At 66.1% G+C, this 13,652-nt stretch carries 13 protein-coding genes; 5 read left to right on the plus strand and 8 right to left on the minus strand.

The window, feature by feature from the left end:
- Positions 1 to 393: 393 nt before the first annotated feature.
- The gene (locus DDF62_RS25880) at positions 394 to 585 is read right to left on the minus strand and encodes a hypothetical protein (RefSeq protein ID WP_208866880.1); all 192 of its coding nucleotides are present in this window, start codon (positions 583 to 585) and stop codon (positions 394 to 396) included.
- Positions 586 to 600: 15 nt separating this feature from the next.
- On the opposite strand from DDF62_RS25880, the gene DDF62_RS15870 reads away from it, so the two are divergent.
- Positions 601 to 1,422, plus strand: a complete 822-nt coding sequence (locus DDF62_RS15870) for a type IV toxin-antitoxin system AbiEi family antitoxin (protein WP_208866881.1) — start codon at positions 601 to 603, stop codon at positions 1,420 to 1,422.
- A complete protein-coding gene (locus DDF62_RS15875) occupies positions 1,407 to 2,273 on the plus strand; it encodes a nucleotidyl transferase AbiEii/AbiGii toxin family protein (protein ID WP_244286841.1) in 867 nt (288 codons plus the stop codon). The genes DDF62_RS15870 and DDF62_RS15875 overlap by 16 nt, the downstream gene beginning before the upstream one ends.
- A gap of 718 nt (positions 2,274 to 2,991) precedes the next feature.
- Here the strand turns inward: DDF62_RS15875 and DDF62_RS15880 are convergent.
- From DDF62_RS15880 to DDF62_RS15900, 5 genes are all read right to left on the minus strand, one after another.
- On the minus strand, positions 2,992 to 4,566 hold the full coding sequence (locus DDF62_RS15880) for an FAD-dependent monooxygenase (RefSeq protein WP_116489998.1): 1,575 nt from the start codon (positions 4,564 to 4,566) through the stop codon (positions 2,992 to 2,994).
- Between the two features lie 336 nt (positions 4,567 to 4,902).
- Complete coding sequence (locus DDF62_RS15885; RefSeq protein ID WP_165832269.1) at positions 4,903 to 5,568, minus strand: ATP-dependent Clp protease proteolytic subunit; 666 nt, start codon at positions 5,566 to 5,568, stop codon at positions 4,903 to 4,905.
- A gap of 224 nt (positions 5,569 to 5,792) precedes the next feature.
- The gene (locus DDF62_RS15890; RefSeq protein ID WP_116490000.1) at positions 5,793 to 6,194 is read right to left on the minus strand and encodes a cupin domain-containing protein; all 402 of its coding nucleotides are present in this window, start codon (positions 6,192 to 6,194) and stop codon (positions 5,793 to 5,795) included.
- Between the two features lie 54 nt (positions 6,195 to 6,248).
- Positions 6,249 to 7,025 carry an alpha/beta fold hydrolase gene (locus DDF62_RS15895; RefSeq protein WP_116490001.1) on the minus strand — a complete coding sequence of 259 codons (777 nt, stop codon included), beginning with the start codon at positions 7,023 to 7,025 and terminating at the stop codon, positions 6,249 to 6,251.
- Between the two features lie 90 nt (positions 7,026 to 7,115).
- A complete protein-coding gene (locus tag DDF62_RS15900) occupies positions 7,116 to 8,099 on the minus strand; it encodes an alpha/beta fold hydrolase (protein ID WP_116490002.1) in 984 nt (327 codons plus the stop codon).
- Between the two features lie 147 nt (positions 8,100 to 8,246).
- Here DDF62_RS15900 and DDF62_RS15905 point away from each other — a divergent pair, with 147 nt between their 5' ends.
- Positions 8,247 to 8,669, plus strand: coding sequence for a MarR family winged helix-turn-helix transcriptional regulator (locus DDF62_RS15905; RefSeq protein ID WP_116490003.1), 423 nt, complete (start codon positions 8,247 to 8,249; stop codon positions 8,667 to 8,669).
- Between the two features lie 225 nt (positions 8,670 to 8,894).
- Here DDF62_RS15905 and DDF62_RS25690 read toward each other — a convergent pair whose 3' ends face one another.
- Positions 8,895 to 9,134, minus strand: a complete 240-nt coding sequence (locus DDF62_RS25690) for a hypothetical protein (protein WP_165832270.1) — start codon at positions 9,132 to 9,134, stop codon at positions 8,895 to 8,897.
- Positions 9,135 to 9,400: 266 nt separating this feature from the next.
- Here DDF62_RS25690 and DDF62_RS15915 point away from each other — a divergent pair, with 266 nt between their 5' ends.
- Together DDF62_RS15915 and DDF62_RS15920 are read left to right on the plus strand one after the other, a co-directional pair.
- A complete protein-coding gene (locus tag DDF62_RS15915; RefSeq protein ID WP_133244936.1) occupies positions 9,401 to 12,409 on the plus strand; it encodes a sensor histidine kinase in 3,009 nt (1,002 codons plus the stop codon).
- Between the two features lie 2 nt (positions 12,410 to 12,411).
- Positions 12,412 to 13,038 (plus strand): response regulator, encoded by a 627-nt coding sequence (locus tag DDF62_RS15920; RefSeq protein WP_116490006.1) that lies wholly within the window; start codon positions 12,412 to 12,414, stop codon positions 13,036 to 13,038.
- A gap of 177 nt (positions 13,039 to 13,215) precedes the next feature.
- Here DDF62_RS15920 and DDF62_RS15925 read toward each other — a convergent pair whose 3' ends face one another.
- Entirely contained in the window at positions 13,216 to 13,455 is a 240-nt protein-coding gene (locus DDF62_RS15925; protein ID WP_208866882.1) for a DUF3175 domain-containing protein, read from the minus strand.
- Positions 13,456 to 13,652 lie beyond the last annotated feature (197 nt).

Here is a 13,652-nt window from a genome sequence, read left to right on the forward strand (position 1 = left end):
GGATAAGTCGCGACAGCCACGGCAATCAGCTTTACGACCATCGGTGTGGGCTGACTACGCGCCGCGATCCATCGCGCGACGACATCCTGCCCTAAGCCCGTGGTTCATATCCGCCCCCACCGCGCGAGAGTTCACTATAGCGGCAAGGTTGAGCTGAAGGGGAGCAAATAAAACTGCCTCTTCGACTAAAGGCCTGGATGTTCGTAGCAGCAAGCCACGGCACAGATCGCCAGCTAACGAGCACCCTTTTCACTCAATCCGACCATTTCAACGTACGTTGAAAATGCGCAATCCAGTGAAACTGCGGTTGACATTTTTCAGTGTATGGCGCATTTTCAACGGATGCTGAAAGTGCACGATCCATTGAAATTTGAGCGGGAGGCGGTTGAAGCGCTAGAAGCCCTCATCGAACTCATTCCGATCGCCCGCCTGGAGGGCGTCCATTTCGAGCAAGACGATCCCGACGTCGGCGCCGACGCAGTCTTGAACCTGACCGTGGGCGATCGCCCCTATCTCCTGGTCTGCGAGGTCAAGAGCAACGGGCACCCGCGAGCGACCCGAGATGCTATCCAGCAGCTCAAGCACTGGAAGTATCATTCCATGCCTGCCGCGCCGATTTTTCTGGCCCCCTACATCTCCGAACAATCGCGTGCGCTCTGCGTGGAGGCTGGCGTCAACTATTTCGACCTGTTTGGAAACACCCGCCTGCATCTGGACAACCTGTTTCTCGAACGCACGGTCGCCGACAAGCCCGCCAGCGAGCGCCGCGATCTGAAGTCGCTGTTCAAGCCCAAGTCGGCCCGCGTTCTGCGCTGGCTGCTGCGCGACCCGGTCACCCCGGTCCGACTGCAGGAAATCGCCGACGGCGCCACCGTCAGCCTCGGCCAGGTGCACAACGTCAAGGAAGGCCTGCTGGCCCGCGAGTGGGCCCAATCCACGTCCGAGGGACTGATCCTGACCGATCCCGACAGCCTGTTGGACGCCTGGCGCGACGACTACGAAGCCCCACCTGGGCAGACGCGCAAGTACTACACCATCCACCATGGCGAGGCGCTGACGGCGCGACTGAAGGGGCTGATGGCGAACGATCGCGTCGAACCGGTGCTGATGCTGGGGTCCTATTCGGCCGCCAACTGGCTTGCCCCCTACGGCCGAAACGAGACGACCTTCCTCTACGCCTGGCCGGAGGTTCTGCCGGAGTTGGAGGCGGCGTTGGCGCTTGAGCCGGCCGCCAAGGGCGCCAATCTCCTGGTCAAGGTGCTTGAGGACGAAAGCGTGCTGCTGGACGCCGTCGAACCGACGTCCGACCTCTTGGTCACCTCGCCCGTCCAGACCTATCTGGATCTCTACAATTCCGGTGAGCGTGGTCGTGAAGCGGCCGAGTTCCTGCGTCGAAAGGGACTCTCATGGCCAAGGGCATGACCGAAATCCATCCGCCCGCGCACGCCTATGACGACCGATCGATCCAGGCCGTCAAAGCCGTTCTTCTAGAGATCGGGCAGATCCTTGGCAGCTATCGCAACAAGTTCGTCGTCATCGGCGGCGCGGTGCCATGGCTGCTGCTGGACAATCCGCAGATGCGCCATATCGGCTCGCTCGATGTCGATCTTAGCCTGGACCCCATCGCCCTTGGCGACGGTGAATATGCGGGCCTGATCGAGGAACTGAAGAAGCATGGCTATGCGCAGGGCGAGGACCTGAAGAAGTTCCAGATGGTCCGCGTCATCGACGCTGCGGACGGCGGGCCGCCGATCTCGATCATCGTCGACTTCTTGATGCCGCGCGACGCTGTCATCGAAAAGAACGTGCCGCCCCTGATCGAGAACTTCGCCGTCCAGAAAGCCGATGGCGCGGCGCTGGCGCTGAAGTTCAGTGAGAGCTTCCTGCTGGAGGGTGTCATGCCCAAGGGCGGTAAGAACAGGATCGAACTCAAGGTCGCCTCGATCCCGGCGCTCCTCGCCATGAAGGGATTTGCCCTGGCTGGGCGCTCCAAGGACAAGGACGCCTACGACGTCTACTACTGCGTGCGAAACTACGAGGGCGGCGTCGCGGCGCTGGTCGAGGACTGCAGGCCGCTGCTGGACGACCCCGAAGCGGTGAGCGCCTTCAAGATCATCGCCGAAAAATTCGCCGACCGCGATTTTCACGGACCCGAGACGGTGGCGCGCTTCGCCGTCGAGGCCAAAATCCTCGGCGAGCGCACTCGAGATCAGTGGCAGACCGACGCCTACGGGCAGGTTTCTGCGTGGCTGAAGGGCTTGGGCCTAGTCTAGGCGCCGGCGTCGCGATGCTCTCGCGGCTAGGCGGGCCAGCATTCTAGTGCCAGCTTACCAGCCCCCTGGCCGACAGGGACGCAGGCGTGGAAAGTCGGCTTCGCCTCATCGGATAAGAGCGGCGGTTAGCATTAAGCGGGGCAGACCTAAGGCGATGCAAGAGAAAGACTTCCCGCTTTCAGAGGGCGGGCTCTGCTGACGCTGGGCCGGGAAAATCCAGTGTGCAGACAAACGCGTAAGGCCCCAAGGGGCCGGACGCTTCAATCTTGCCATACGCTCGAACGCCCCCCTCCGCCGCTCAACCATCTCACAATCGCGCCCCCCTCAATCCGACATCGCGTGCCTTGAGGCGACGATAATCCTGTCCATTCACGAAACCCGCCTCAAGGCAGCCCAGCCGTGTGAACCCGGCTCCAGTCCCGTTTGACCAGACCGCTCCGTCGGGACGCATGGCTAGAAAGGTCGGCCAGCGCGTTGGCTGAGGCTTGGCGCTAATGATGTGGATTAAAACCTCATCGCGGCCTAGTTCGATCGACGCCAGATCGCGCACGTCGTAGCGGCTCCCGATCCGTACCTTTGATCCACCGTCCAGATCTTGGCGGTCACCGAAGCGATGCTTTGGCATCCACGCCATATGGCGTGCAACGCCGCTCACTGAACGACGTCGCACTATCCGCGCTCGCCGGCGCGAAGCCTCATCGGCAGATCGGGTTACGCCTTACTTGCGGCCCAGAATCTGCGACATCGATCGGCAGAGGCTAAGCGTCGGATCAGCATCCGAACCGAATGCGCGCCACGCAACGACGCCATCGGGGCGGATCAGGCAGGCGCCCTGCGAGGAGACCGTAAAAGTCGCCTCGAAGCTGCGATCCTCTGGGAAGCACACTCGCTGGCCAACGGCGATGCTACGCAATGGGACATCCAGGTCGCGCGCCACGGCGAGGCCAGCATTGATCCATCGGACGTCCGGGCTCAGCAGGACGAAATCTTGGGAAAAGAGATCGAGCGTGGAGAGGGTCCGGCCGTCGAAGCTGATCCACACGTGAGGCGCCCGGGCGCCAGGCTGCCCAGCCCAGATATCAGGATGCGCGGCGGGTGGAAGGTCCTCGTCATTGGAGATGACGGCCGTTGAGCTGACCCTTTGACCAAGCTCCATCGCCTCGGCGCCGAAGAGGGGTTCGCCCGCCAGCTGGTCGCCGGCCCAGCGACGATAGTCTGGCCTTGCGAAGGTTTGCTGATGTCGCAGCCAGCCGATGGGCTGGCGCTCGGCGCTGTAGGTGTCCAGCAAGGCGGGCGAAGCCACGCCACGAAGCACAAGGTCAAGTTTCCAGGCTAGATTGTAGGCGTCGTCGATCCCGGTGTTTGCGCCGAATCCGCCCCGGGTCGGGGGGAGCTGGTGGGCGGCGTCGCCGGCCAGGAAGACCCGCCCCCGGCTGTAACTGCGCGCGATCCGGCCAGCCATCTCCCAGCGCCCTGTCGTGATCAGCTCCACGGGCAGATCCTGGCCCAGGGCGCGCCGGATCGCGGACCTCAGCTGGTCCTCGGACCGCTCCTCGTCGTCGCTGAACATCAGCACCCAGCGGCCATCTGGGTAATGCGTAAGGAACGCCTGGAAGCCGGGCTGTTCAATCTCGAACTGCTGGATGCCCCGCTCGAGGTAGGGCTCGGCGGCCTCGCAACGGAAAAGAACGCTACGGATCGTTCGCAAGAATCCAACGCCGTCGCGCCCTATCCCGAGGTGCTCGCGGATCGGGCTGTCGGCGCCATCCGCCGCGATGAGATAGTCTGCGCGGATATCATAAATCTCGAACGTGTCGCGGGAGCGCACCTGTGCGGTGACGCCGTCCTTGGTCTCGGCGAACGACAGCATCTCCACGCCAAGCCGGAGGTCGGCCCCGCGATGCAAGGCCTGCTCTCTCAGAATGGGCTCAAGCCTATCTTGGGCGATCGCGGCCCCGGTGCAGGGAGAGACTTGTCCCTTGTCGGGTTCGGCCTGTCCGGGCGTCCAGGGCGTCTCCTCGCCCCAGCGGCCGGTCAGGCTTTCGACCTTGGCGCGCCGCAGGCGAATGTCGGGGCGGGCCTGGGGGATGAGATCGGCGATCCCGACGGCGCGGTAATGCTCGAGCGTCAGTTCAGTGAAACCGATGGCGCGAGGATGTGGCGAACTGCCCCTGTGCTTTTCGACCAGGATTGTACTGACGCCCCGGGAAGAGAGGAATAGCGCCGCGGAGAGGCCAACGAGGCTCCCTCCGACGATCAGGACTTGGGTATTGTTCGGGGTATTGTTCTGCACGGCGTGCGATCCTTTCGCTCGACGTCGCCGAAGGCGACGAAAAGGACTGGCCGCTTTTTCGCGACGCACAGGACCGATCGGCCGGGATAGTGTCGATCATTCCAGGGCCTTCGACGAGAAAACGGCGCAAGTCCGCTTCTGTCGTGGTCCGCGGCCCTCAGGGCTGGAATATCGCTACCGCTTGGATAGCTGACCGGGGCTCACCACGTCCGGTCCACCTTTTTCGACAGGACTCCCTTACCGTCGGGCGCCCCGCAGTGCAACAGCACGGTGACCCGGCGAGAGGGCTCCGTCCGGCGCCGGCCTCTTGGCCTCGCCGATGAAATCTGCCTTACGCTACCGCATGAAGCAGACCGCATCGCTGCGGCCAAGGGCCCTTACGGCTGCGTCCAGTGCGGCCTGCGACCTTGGTCCCCGACTGGCGTCGACAGTGACGCCGTGCGTGGCCAGGAGGCGGTCCGAATAGAGGATCATGACCGGATCCGGCGTCGGGCACAGCGCCAGGCGTCCGTCGTCCGAGAGATCATTGAAGCCCGCCATCCAACGAAAGAAGTTCACGTCGACACCGGCCCGTCTCAGGAACGCGTCCTGCCGATCGATCTGTTTTTGGACGCCGGCGCGAACGCCGGCGACCTGCGCCTCGACCTGCTCGGCCGCGACCTGCGCCGCGATCGCCTTGCGCAGCTGGGCCTCGTCGAGCCGATGCGCCCCGCCGTGGAACAGCAGCAGGGCGTCATCGTCGATCACGCGACGGTCGCCGGCCGTGAACAGGTAGTTGGCGCACGAGGGTGCGCAGACCGTCTGGGCCACCACCGTGGTCTGGAGGGGTATCAGCGCCTCGCCCATGGCCATGCCGGCGTTGATCTCGCCGCCGCCCGAATTGACCACGACCACGACAGGGGCCGAAGGCTCGAACTTCGACAGCGCGCTGACGAAGGCCGCCGATGTCTCATCGTTGATTGGGCCCGAGAAGCACAGGCCGTCGGACGCGATCTGGCGCACGGGCTGTGATTGGTTATCGGAAGAACGGCTCCACGTCCGGCAAGCCTCGATGATCGCGGTCTCTCGATCCAGGCTGGCGGGACCGGTCATTCCGAGGAAGGCGATTAGAACTGAAAGCCACATGGTCATTTCCGGGTCGAAGGGGCCTGGCCAGCATCATGACCTGGGACCGGGTCACATCGCGGTTCGTTGGCGGGGCTCCGGGCCCGATTGAGGCCTGACCGTCACTTGGCCTGATCGACGACGTGGGCGTGCTCGACGAGCGTCTTGCCCTTCTCGACGATGTAGGTGGCGAGCTCGGCGCCGTTGGCGGCCCCAGGATTGCGCGCCTTGTGCGCGACGCCGGCCGGGACGAACAGCACGTCGCCGGCCTTCAAGGTGACAGGGCTCTTGCCCTCCAGCTGGTACTCCAGCACGCCTTCGAGGACGTAAATGACTTCCTCGCCGGGGTGGCGATGCCAGGGGGCCTCGGCGCCCGGCGCGATGTCGATGCGGGCCTGGATCGTCTCGCGGCCCGGGATCGACAGGTCGTGGCGCTGCAGGTCGGTGCGGGTGACAGGCTGGGCGGCCAGGGCCGGCGAGGCGAGCAGCGTCGCGGCGACGATGGCGCCGAAGAAGTTGGACATGGTGGTCTCCTTCCAGATCCCGGCCCCGTTGGGGCCGGGTTTTCGTTGATGCACTTAAGGGCGCGTGGCGCCCTGGCTGACGCCTTGGGCGGCGGCTTCGATGACGCTGGCCACGGCCTTGGGCTGGGAGGCGAAGACGACGTGGCTTCCCTTCACCTCGGTCGCCTTGGCGCCGATGCGCTGGGCGGTCTTGCGCAGCAGCGCCGGGGCGATGGCGCCGTCCTCGGTGGCGACGACGGCCCAACTGGGCTTGGTCTTCCAGGCCGCGACGGTGAGCTTGGCCTTAAGCGCGGCCATCGCGACCGGGTTCTGCGAGGCCTGCAGGAAGGCCGCGTCCTTTTCCGACAGGTCGGCCGCAAAGCCCGCGCGGAACGTCTCGGCCTTCAGGAAAGCGAAGCCATCGGCGGTTTCCTGCGGCTGGAAGTTGGGCGGCGGAGGGATGTCGGCGTACTGGTCGAGCACCGACTGGCCGATGTCGGGGGCGAAGGCGGCGACATAGACTAGGCCCGCGACCTTGGGATTGTCGCCGGCCTGGCTGATCACCGCGCCGCCATAGGAGTGTCCGACCAGGATCACCGGCCCATCCTGGCGGGCGATGACGCGATTGGTGGCGTCGACGTCGGCCTCGAGCGAGGTCAGCGGGTTTTGCACGATGCTGACCTTGTAGCCGCGGGCGGTCAGCTGGTCGTAGACGCCGCGCCAGCCCGACCCGTCGGCGAAGGCGCCGTGGACCAGGACAACGTTCTTGACGGCCGGGGCGGCCGGCTGGGCCGAGGCGGAGGTGGCGATGCCGAGCGCCAGGGCGCCGGAGAGCAGGACGGACTTGAACATGAGGATCTCCTCGAAAGGGTGTCGGCGGGCGTGGCCGCCATGGGTTGGTGGCTTGGGCGTCGAGCGAGGCGACGAGAGGCGTTGACCGGGCTAGGCGCGGAAGAAGGCCAGCAGGTCCTTGTTGATGACGTCGGGATGGGTCGACGCCATGCCGTGCGGCAGGCCCGGATAGGTCTTCAGCGTACCCTTCCGGACCAGCTTGATGGCCAGGTGGGCGCTGTCGGCGATCGGGACGATCTGGTCGTCCTCGCCGTGCATGATCAGCACCGGCACGTCGACCTTCTGCAGGTCCGGCGTGAAGTCGGTCTCGGAAAAGGCGGCGATGCAGTCGTAGTGGGCCTTGGCCCCGCCCATCATGCCCTGGCGCCACCAGTTGTCGATCAGGCCCTGGCTGACCTTCGCACCCGGACGGTTGAAGCCATAGAAGGGCCCGGCCGGAACGTCCTGGAAGAACTGGGCGCGGTTAGCGGCCAGCGCGGTGCGGAAGCCGTCGAAGACCTCGCGGGGCAGGCCGCCTGGGTTGGCGGGGGTCTTCAGCATGATCGGCGGCACCGCGCCGACCAGCACGACCTTGGCCACCCGGCCCGGCTTGGCGCGGGCCGCGTAGTGGATCGCCTCGCCGCCGCCGGTCGAGTGGCCGACATGGATGGCGTTCTTCAGGTCCAGGTGGTCGGTCAGCGCGACGACGTCGGCGGCGTAGGTGTCCATCTCGTTGCCGGTGTCGGTCTGGCTCGAGCGGCCATGGCCGCGGCGGTCGTGGGCGATCACTCGATAGCCTTGCGCCAGGAAGAACAGCATCTGGGCGTCCCAGTCGTCGCTGCTCAGCGGCCAGCCGTGGTGGAAGACGATCGGCTGGGCGGTCTTGGGACCCCAGTCCTTGTAGAAGATCTGCGCGCCGTCCTGGACGGTGACGTAGCCGCTGCCCGTGGTCGACTTGGCGGCCTTCGCTGGCGTTGCGGCGGCGGGCGACTGGGCTGCGGCGGCGATCGGCAGCGCCGCCGCCATGAGGCCGGCCCCGGCGGTCATCAGGCCACGGCGTGAAGCTTGGACGGAGGTACGGTTGGACTGGCTCATCTGGATCCCCTTGAGAAAGTTTTTGCGATATCTGTTATCGCGATATCGATATGCCTAGAGGTGCTGCGGCGCGCTGTCCAGCATTTTCTTTATCGCGATATCATTTTTCGTGGTAATGAGCGGTGGGTAGCCCAGAGAGGAACAACCGTGCCTATCCCGCTCGACGACCAGGTTTGCTTTTCGCTCTACGCCACGAGCATGGCGATCAACCGCACCTACAAGCCCATGCTCGATGCGATGGGCATCACCTATCCGCAGTATTTGGTCCTGAACGTCCTGGGCGAGGCCGACGGCGCCACCGTCGGCGCGATCGCCCAGCGGCTCTTCCTGGAGTCCAGCACCGTGACGCCCCCGATCAAGCGCCTTGAGCAGGCGGGTCTTGTCGTGCGCCAGCGAAGCGCCGCCGACGAGCGCCAGGTCCAGGTCCGCCTGACCGACGCGGGGCGAGCCCTGCTCAAGGAATGCGACTGTCTGGGACAGACCCTGGCCGCCAAGTCGGGACTGACCGCCGAGAACCTCGATAGCTTGAACAAGCAAGTGCAGCATCTTCGCGCGAAGCTGGCGGACTAGCCGGGACGCCCCCGGGGCGCGCTGCAAGAGATGGGGCGCCAATCCCAAACGGGCGCGGGTCATGGCGGACCTGCCTGCGGCAGGGAATATCCCTGTGAGCCTTGGTCTGGTCCTATCGTCAAGCGCGGCCGGGTCGGAAGGCATGGGAAGCTCGTTGTGTCGATAGCGCTGCCAGGATCTGATCTTCCCGCGCTGCAGGTAAGACCCGGGACGGCTATGGCGGGGCTACACTAAAGTGCGGCCGCAAGGGCGGACGCGAATAACCCGCTGGCCGAAGAGATGGGCGTCGAGGGAGTAGCCGCCTGAACCGGCCAGCATGATCGCTATTGCGTGCAGGGCGTTGACCGCCAGAAACGCCCGCGCGGCCCCCTCAGCGCGGGGGAGAAGCATGGTGAAGGCGATGGCCAGGACGAGGGCTGCGATCCTGCCCAAAAGGCCAATGATCAACGCGGCCGCGCTCAGCAAGGCCAGAACGCGCCAGGACGCCGAGGTCGGCAACAGCAGGCAGCATGCCGGTGCGACCGCAGACGCCGCAAGCCGGCTGGCGAGCAGGCCAAGGCCGCTGAGGCCCTTGGGGAAGCGGGGAAATGTATGAAACACGGCGCCGATGCTGGCAGGCCAAGTTCGCGGCCAAAAGCTCCGAAGGGCTGGTCGTGCGACAACCCGCTCGATATTGAGCGTCCCGGCTTTGCGGGTGTAGCTCGTCTTGCAGGGGCCGTCTTGAGGATGTGATGCGGTTGGGCGGGGCGACGGTATTGGGAGCGGCGTTTCTCGTCGCCAGCCTGTTCGCCACGGCGCCGGCAAGGGCCCTGGATCCAGAACGCGGCCTTGCGCAATACAAACATACGCGCTGGACCCTCGAGGACGGCGCTCCCGCCGGCATCGAAGCCATCGCCCAGACGCCGGAAGGCTTCCTGTGGCTTGGCACGCCTCAAGGCCTCATTCGCTTCGACGGCGTGACTTTCCAGCCGATTAGCGCGCCGCCGACGGCCCACGCCATGACTGACCGCGTGGTCAGCCTGCTGGTCACGCGCTCAGGAGCGCTCTGGGCCGGCTACGAGCAAGGCGGGATCGCCGTATTCGAGAATGGCCGCTCCCGCGTCCTCTACGATCCCAAGATCTTCGACGAAGTCGTTTTTCGGATGGCCGAGGGCCTGGATGGCTCCATCTGGGCGGCGACGACACGCGCCAAGGCCCGCCTGGTGCGGTTCTCCGGCGGGGCATGGACGCCGATGGCCGTAGAAGGGGGCCTCCCCGACCGGGAGCTCACGGACCTGCTGGTGGCGCGGGACGGGGCCCTGTGGGTCGGGTTGAACGGAGCGGTCGCGAGACTGGCGCCCGGCGCCCGCCGCTTTTCAATGGTGCGTACCGATCTCGCCCAGGGCGTGGGCCTGGCCCAGGACCGCGCGGGCCGCATCTGGGCGTCCGACGCCCGAGGCACGCGGCTGTTGGCGGGGCCGCCAGCGGCGCGCTCGGCATATCGGCACGCCAGCGCCAGCCGCATCACCAGGATCATGATCGATCGGGACCAAAATCTCTGGGGCGCCCAGCACCCCGATGGCGTGTTCAGAATTCGTCCGGGCGCGCAACGACCCGAGACCTTTTCCGCAGGCCAGGGTCTGACCTCGGCCATGGCCTACGAGGTGTTCGAGGACCGCGAGGGCAGCATCTGGGTCGCCACAGTAAGGGGACTGGACCGCTGGCGGGCCACGAGCATCACGCCCGAGCCCGTCGTGCCGGCCAGCTCGCCCTACGGCTACATCGTCTTCGCCGACGCGCGCGGCGTGGTCTGGATCACGGACTCTGACACCCTCTATCGGGCCAGGCCTGGCGAGCCGCTGACTCCCGTCGTTCGCGGCCTCAAGCATCCGAGCGCCCTGTGCGACGCGCCGGGCGGCGGCCTCTGGGTCGGGCTTGGCGAGACGATGGTCCGCGTCGATGGCGACAAGGTCTCGCCGGTCTCCCTTCCCAGCAGCTCCGATACCTGGGTGAGCGCCTGCGCGCAGGACGGGGCCGGAAACGGCTGGGTTGCGGCCTTCATGGCCGGGCTCTTCCGCCATGATGGTCACCGCTGGACCCACCTCCAGCCCAAGCCGCTCGGCCGTTCGGTCACCGCCCTGGTGGCCGACACGGAGGGACGGGTCGTGATCGATGCCGGCCTAGGGGCGGTGCTTTGGGATGGTGGAACGTTTCATCACATCAAGACATTGCCCCGCGCCGTCCGCGGCGGGACGATGCCCATGGCCGCGGGGCCGCTGGGCGTCCTGGCGGGCAGCGACAGGGGGCTGACTCGCTTCAAGGATCAGGCCACCCAGTTCATCTCACGGGACCGGTTTTCTTTCCTGGGCTTGAGCCATGGCCTCGCGCAGACGGCGGAGGAAACCTGGCTTTTCGGCGCGGCGGGCCTGGTGCGGATGCAAAATCGCGACCTGGCGCGGGCGTTCGACGATCCGAACGCGGCTTTGCCGGCGCGGATCTACGATCTCAAGGACGGGCTGCCGGGTCCCGCCTCGTTCCGCTATCGCGCCGACCTGGCGGTTGGCGGCGATGGCCGCGTCTGGATCGCGACAACGAACGGGGTCGCCTCGCTGGATCCCGCGCGCCAGCCCTTCAATCGGATCGTGCCGCCAGTGGCGATACAGGGCGTCGTGATCGACGGCGTCCGAAGCGGAAATCTCCAGAGCGTCGTCCTGCCCAGGGGCGCCAGAAGCCTCCAGATCGATTACACCGCGCTGAGCCTAGCGGTTCCCGAGCGGGTGCGCTTCCGCTATCGGCTGGAAGGCGTCGACAAGGACTGGGTCGAGGCCGGCGCTCGGCGATCGGCCTTCTACACCAACCTCAGACCCGGAAAGTACGTCTTCCGCGTCAAGGCCGCCAATAACGACGGGGTTTGGAACGAGCAGGGGGCGAGCTTGGCCCTCGACCTGCCGCCGACCCTGTTCCAGAGCCGGCTTTTCCTGGCCGCGTGCCTGGCGGCGGCGGCCGCCCTGGCGGTGCTGGCCTACCGCCTGCGCCTGCGCAGCGTCAGCGAACGCCTGCAGGCTGGCCTGCGCGAGCGGATGGCCGAGCGCGAGCGGATCGCCCGTGAACTGCACGACACCCTGCTGCAGGGCGTGCAGGGGCTGATCCTGAAGTTTCAGTCGGCCAGCCGGCAAGTGCCGCCAGGCTCACCGGCTCGCGAACAGCTGGAAAAGGCTCTCGATCGCGCCGAGGACGTCGTCGTCGAGGCCCGCGACCGGGTCCGCAGCCTGCGCGCCGACGCCGCCAGCGACCTGGGCGCCACCCTGGCCGACGTCGCCGAGCAGATGAGCTTGCCCCATGCGGCGCGAACGCAGGTGACAGTGGAAGGGGCTGTGCTGGACCTCCATCCGGTGGTCGCCGACGAGATCGAGCGCATCGTGGTCGAGGCGCTGTTCAACGCCCATCGCCATGCCGAGGCCTCGCACATCGCCATCGACGTCACCTATGATCCCAGGCGGTTGTGCGTCCGCGTGCGCGACGACGGCGTCGGCATAGACCAGGCGGTGCTGGACGCGGGCGGCCGCGAGGGGCATTTCGGCCTATGGGGCATGCAGGAGCGCGCCAGGAAGATCGGTGGGGCATTGACCATCCGAAGCCGGACCGACCAGGGCACGGAGATCGAGCTGATCATCCCGGGAGGCTTGGCCCATGCGAAACGGCGATCAGCGCCGTGGCGCAAGATCTGGCGGCGTGCGCCGCGTTCGGAGGTGACTGCGTGAGCATGCTTGGGGGAAGGATCTCGGTGCTGATCGTGGACGACCACCCTCTGCTGCGCGAAGGCGTTGCGGCGGTGCTCGAGGCCGAGGGCGACATGGTTGTCGTCGGCGAGGCCAAGGACGGCGCCGAGGCCGTGGCCCTGTTCGCCCAAACCGGTCCCGACATCGTGCTGATGGACCTGCAGATGCCGGACATCGACGGAGTCGAGGCCATCGCCGCCATACGCGCCCAGGCGCCCCGCGCCCGGATCATCGTCCTGACCACCTATGCGGGCGACGTGCGGGCTCTGCGCGCCCTCAAGGCCGGCGCTAGCGGCTATCTGCTCAAGAGCAGCCTGCGCCGCGAGCTCATCGACACGATCCGGGCCGTCCATTCCGGCAAGCGCCAACTGCACCCGCAGGTGGCGCACGACATCGCCATCAACGCCACGGCCGAACCCTTGAGCGAGCGCGAGATCGACGTGTTGCGTCGTGTCTCCACCGGCCAGGCCAACAAGGAGATCGCCCGCGACCTGGCCTTGTCCGAGGACACGGTGAAGGGCCACATGCGCAGCATCTTCAACAAGCTGGAGGTCACCGACCGCACCCAGGCGGTCACCGTCGGCCACCGCCGTGGGATCATCCAGCTTTAGAGCAGTCCATCGATGTCGCTGACCCGACAAGGGGGCATTGCCATTCCATTAGGCGCTGACAGGCGGATAGTGCCGATGTCCGCAACGGGCCGATCTCGCGCCGGCGCATGGCGCGCCGAACGTACAGCTTCTGGAGCCAAGCCAATGTCGGCTTCCGGGGAGACGCCGCACGTGTCGCTAAGCCGGCTTGCGACCAAACTGCTGGCGCAGTTCATCCTTGGCGGCGTTGAGCACCTGTTTGCGCTCGGCCGACAGGTTGTCGCCTGCGCGGTTTATGCAGAAGGTGAGCATCGACATCGCCGACGGAAACGGCGTGCCCTTGCGCTGGTGGCTATGCTCGGCCGAACGCTTGAGGGAGGCGGCGATCCTGGCCGGATCGTCCTGCTCGAAGAGGTGGGCCTTCAGGCCCGAGCGCATCACTGGTCTTGGTGACCTTGGCCGACCATTTATGGTCAGCGACCTTGGACATAACTAATCCCCTTATCTTTTTGCCAATGGCTCTTCATCCGCTCACCTCCGTTTAGGACCGGACTTGAAGGTGTCGCCAACGTCCGCGGATGCGCCGCCATCGGGCCCCGCCTTGGCTTGTGACCGCTTCCCCGTTCGCTCGACCG

Source organism: Caulobacter radicis (genome assembly GCF_003094615.1).
Taxonomy (GTDB): Bacteria; Pseudomonadota; Alphaproteobacteria; order Caulobacterales; family Caulobacteraceae; genus Caulobacter; species Caulobacter radicis.

Bases quoted from the DNA above. Each gene is read 5' to 3' on its own strand.
- DDF62_RS15890 (WP_116490000.1), bottom strand. From the start codon at position 6,194: ATGTCCAACTTCTTCGGCGCCATCGTCGCCGCGACGCTGCTCGCCTCG.
- DDF62_RS15875 (WP_244286841.1), top strand. From the start codon at position 1,407: ATGGCCAAGGGCATGACCGAAATCCATCCGCCCGCGCACGCCTATGAC.
- DDF62_RS15895 (WP_116490001.1), bottom strand. From the start codon at position 7,025: ATGTTCAAGTCCGTCCTGCTCTCCGGCGCCCTGGCGCTCGGCATCGCC.
- DDF62_RS15915 (WP_133244936.1), top strand. From the start codon at position 9,401: ATGCGGTTGGGCGGGGCGACGGTATTGGGAGCGGCGTTTCTCGTCGCC.
- DDF62_RS15900 (WP_116490002.1), bottom strand. From the start codon at position 8,099: ATGAGCCAGTCCAACCGTACCTCCGTCCAAGCTTCACGCCGTGGCCTG.
- DDF62_RS15920 (WP_116490006.1), top strand. From the start codon at position 12,412: ATGCTTGGGGGAAGGATCTCGGTGCTGATCGTGGACGACCACCCTCTG.
- DDF62_RS15925 (WP_208866882.1), bottom strand. From the start codon at position 13,455: ATGCGCTCGGGCCTGAAGGCCCACCTCTTCGAGCAGGACGATCCGGCC.
- DDF62_RS15870 (WP_208866881.1), top strand. From the start codon at position 601: ATGCCTGCCGCGCCGATTTTTCTGGCCCCCTACATCTCCGAACAATCG.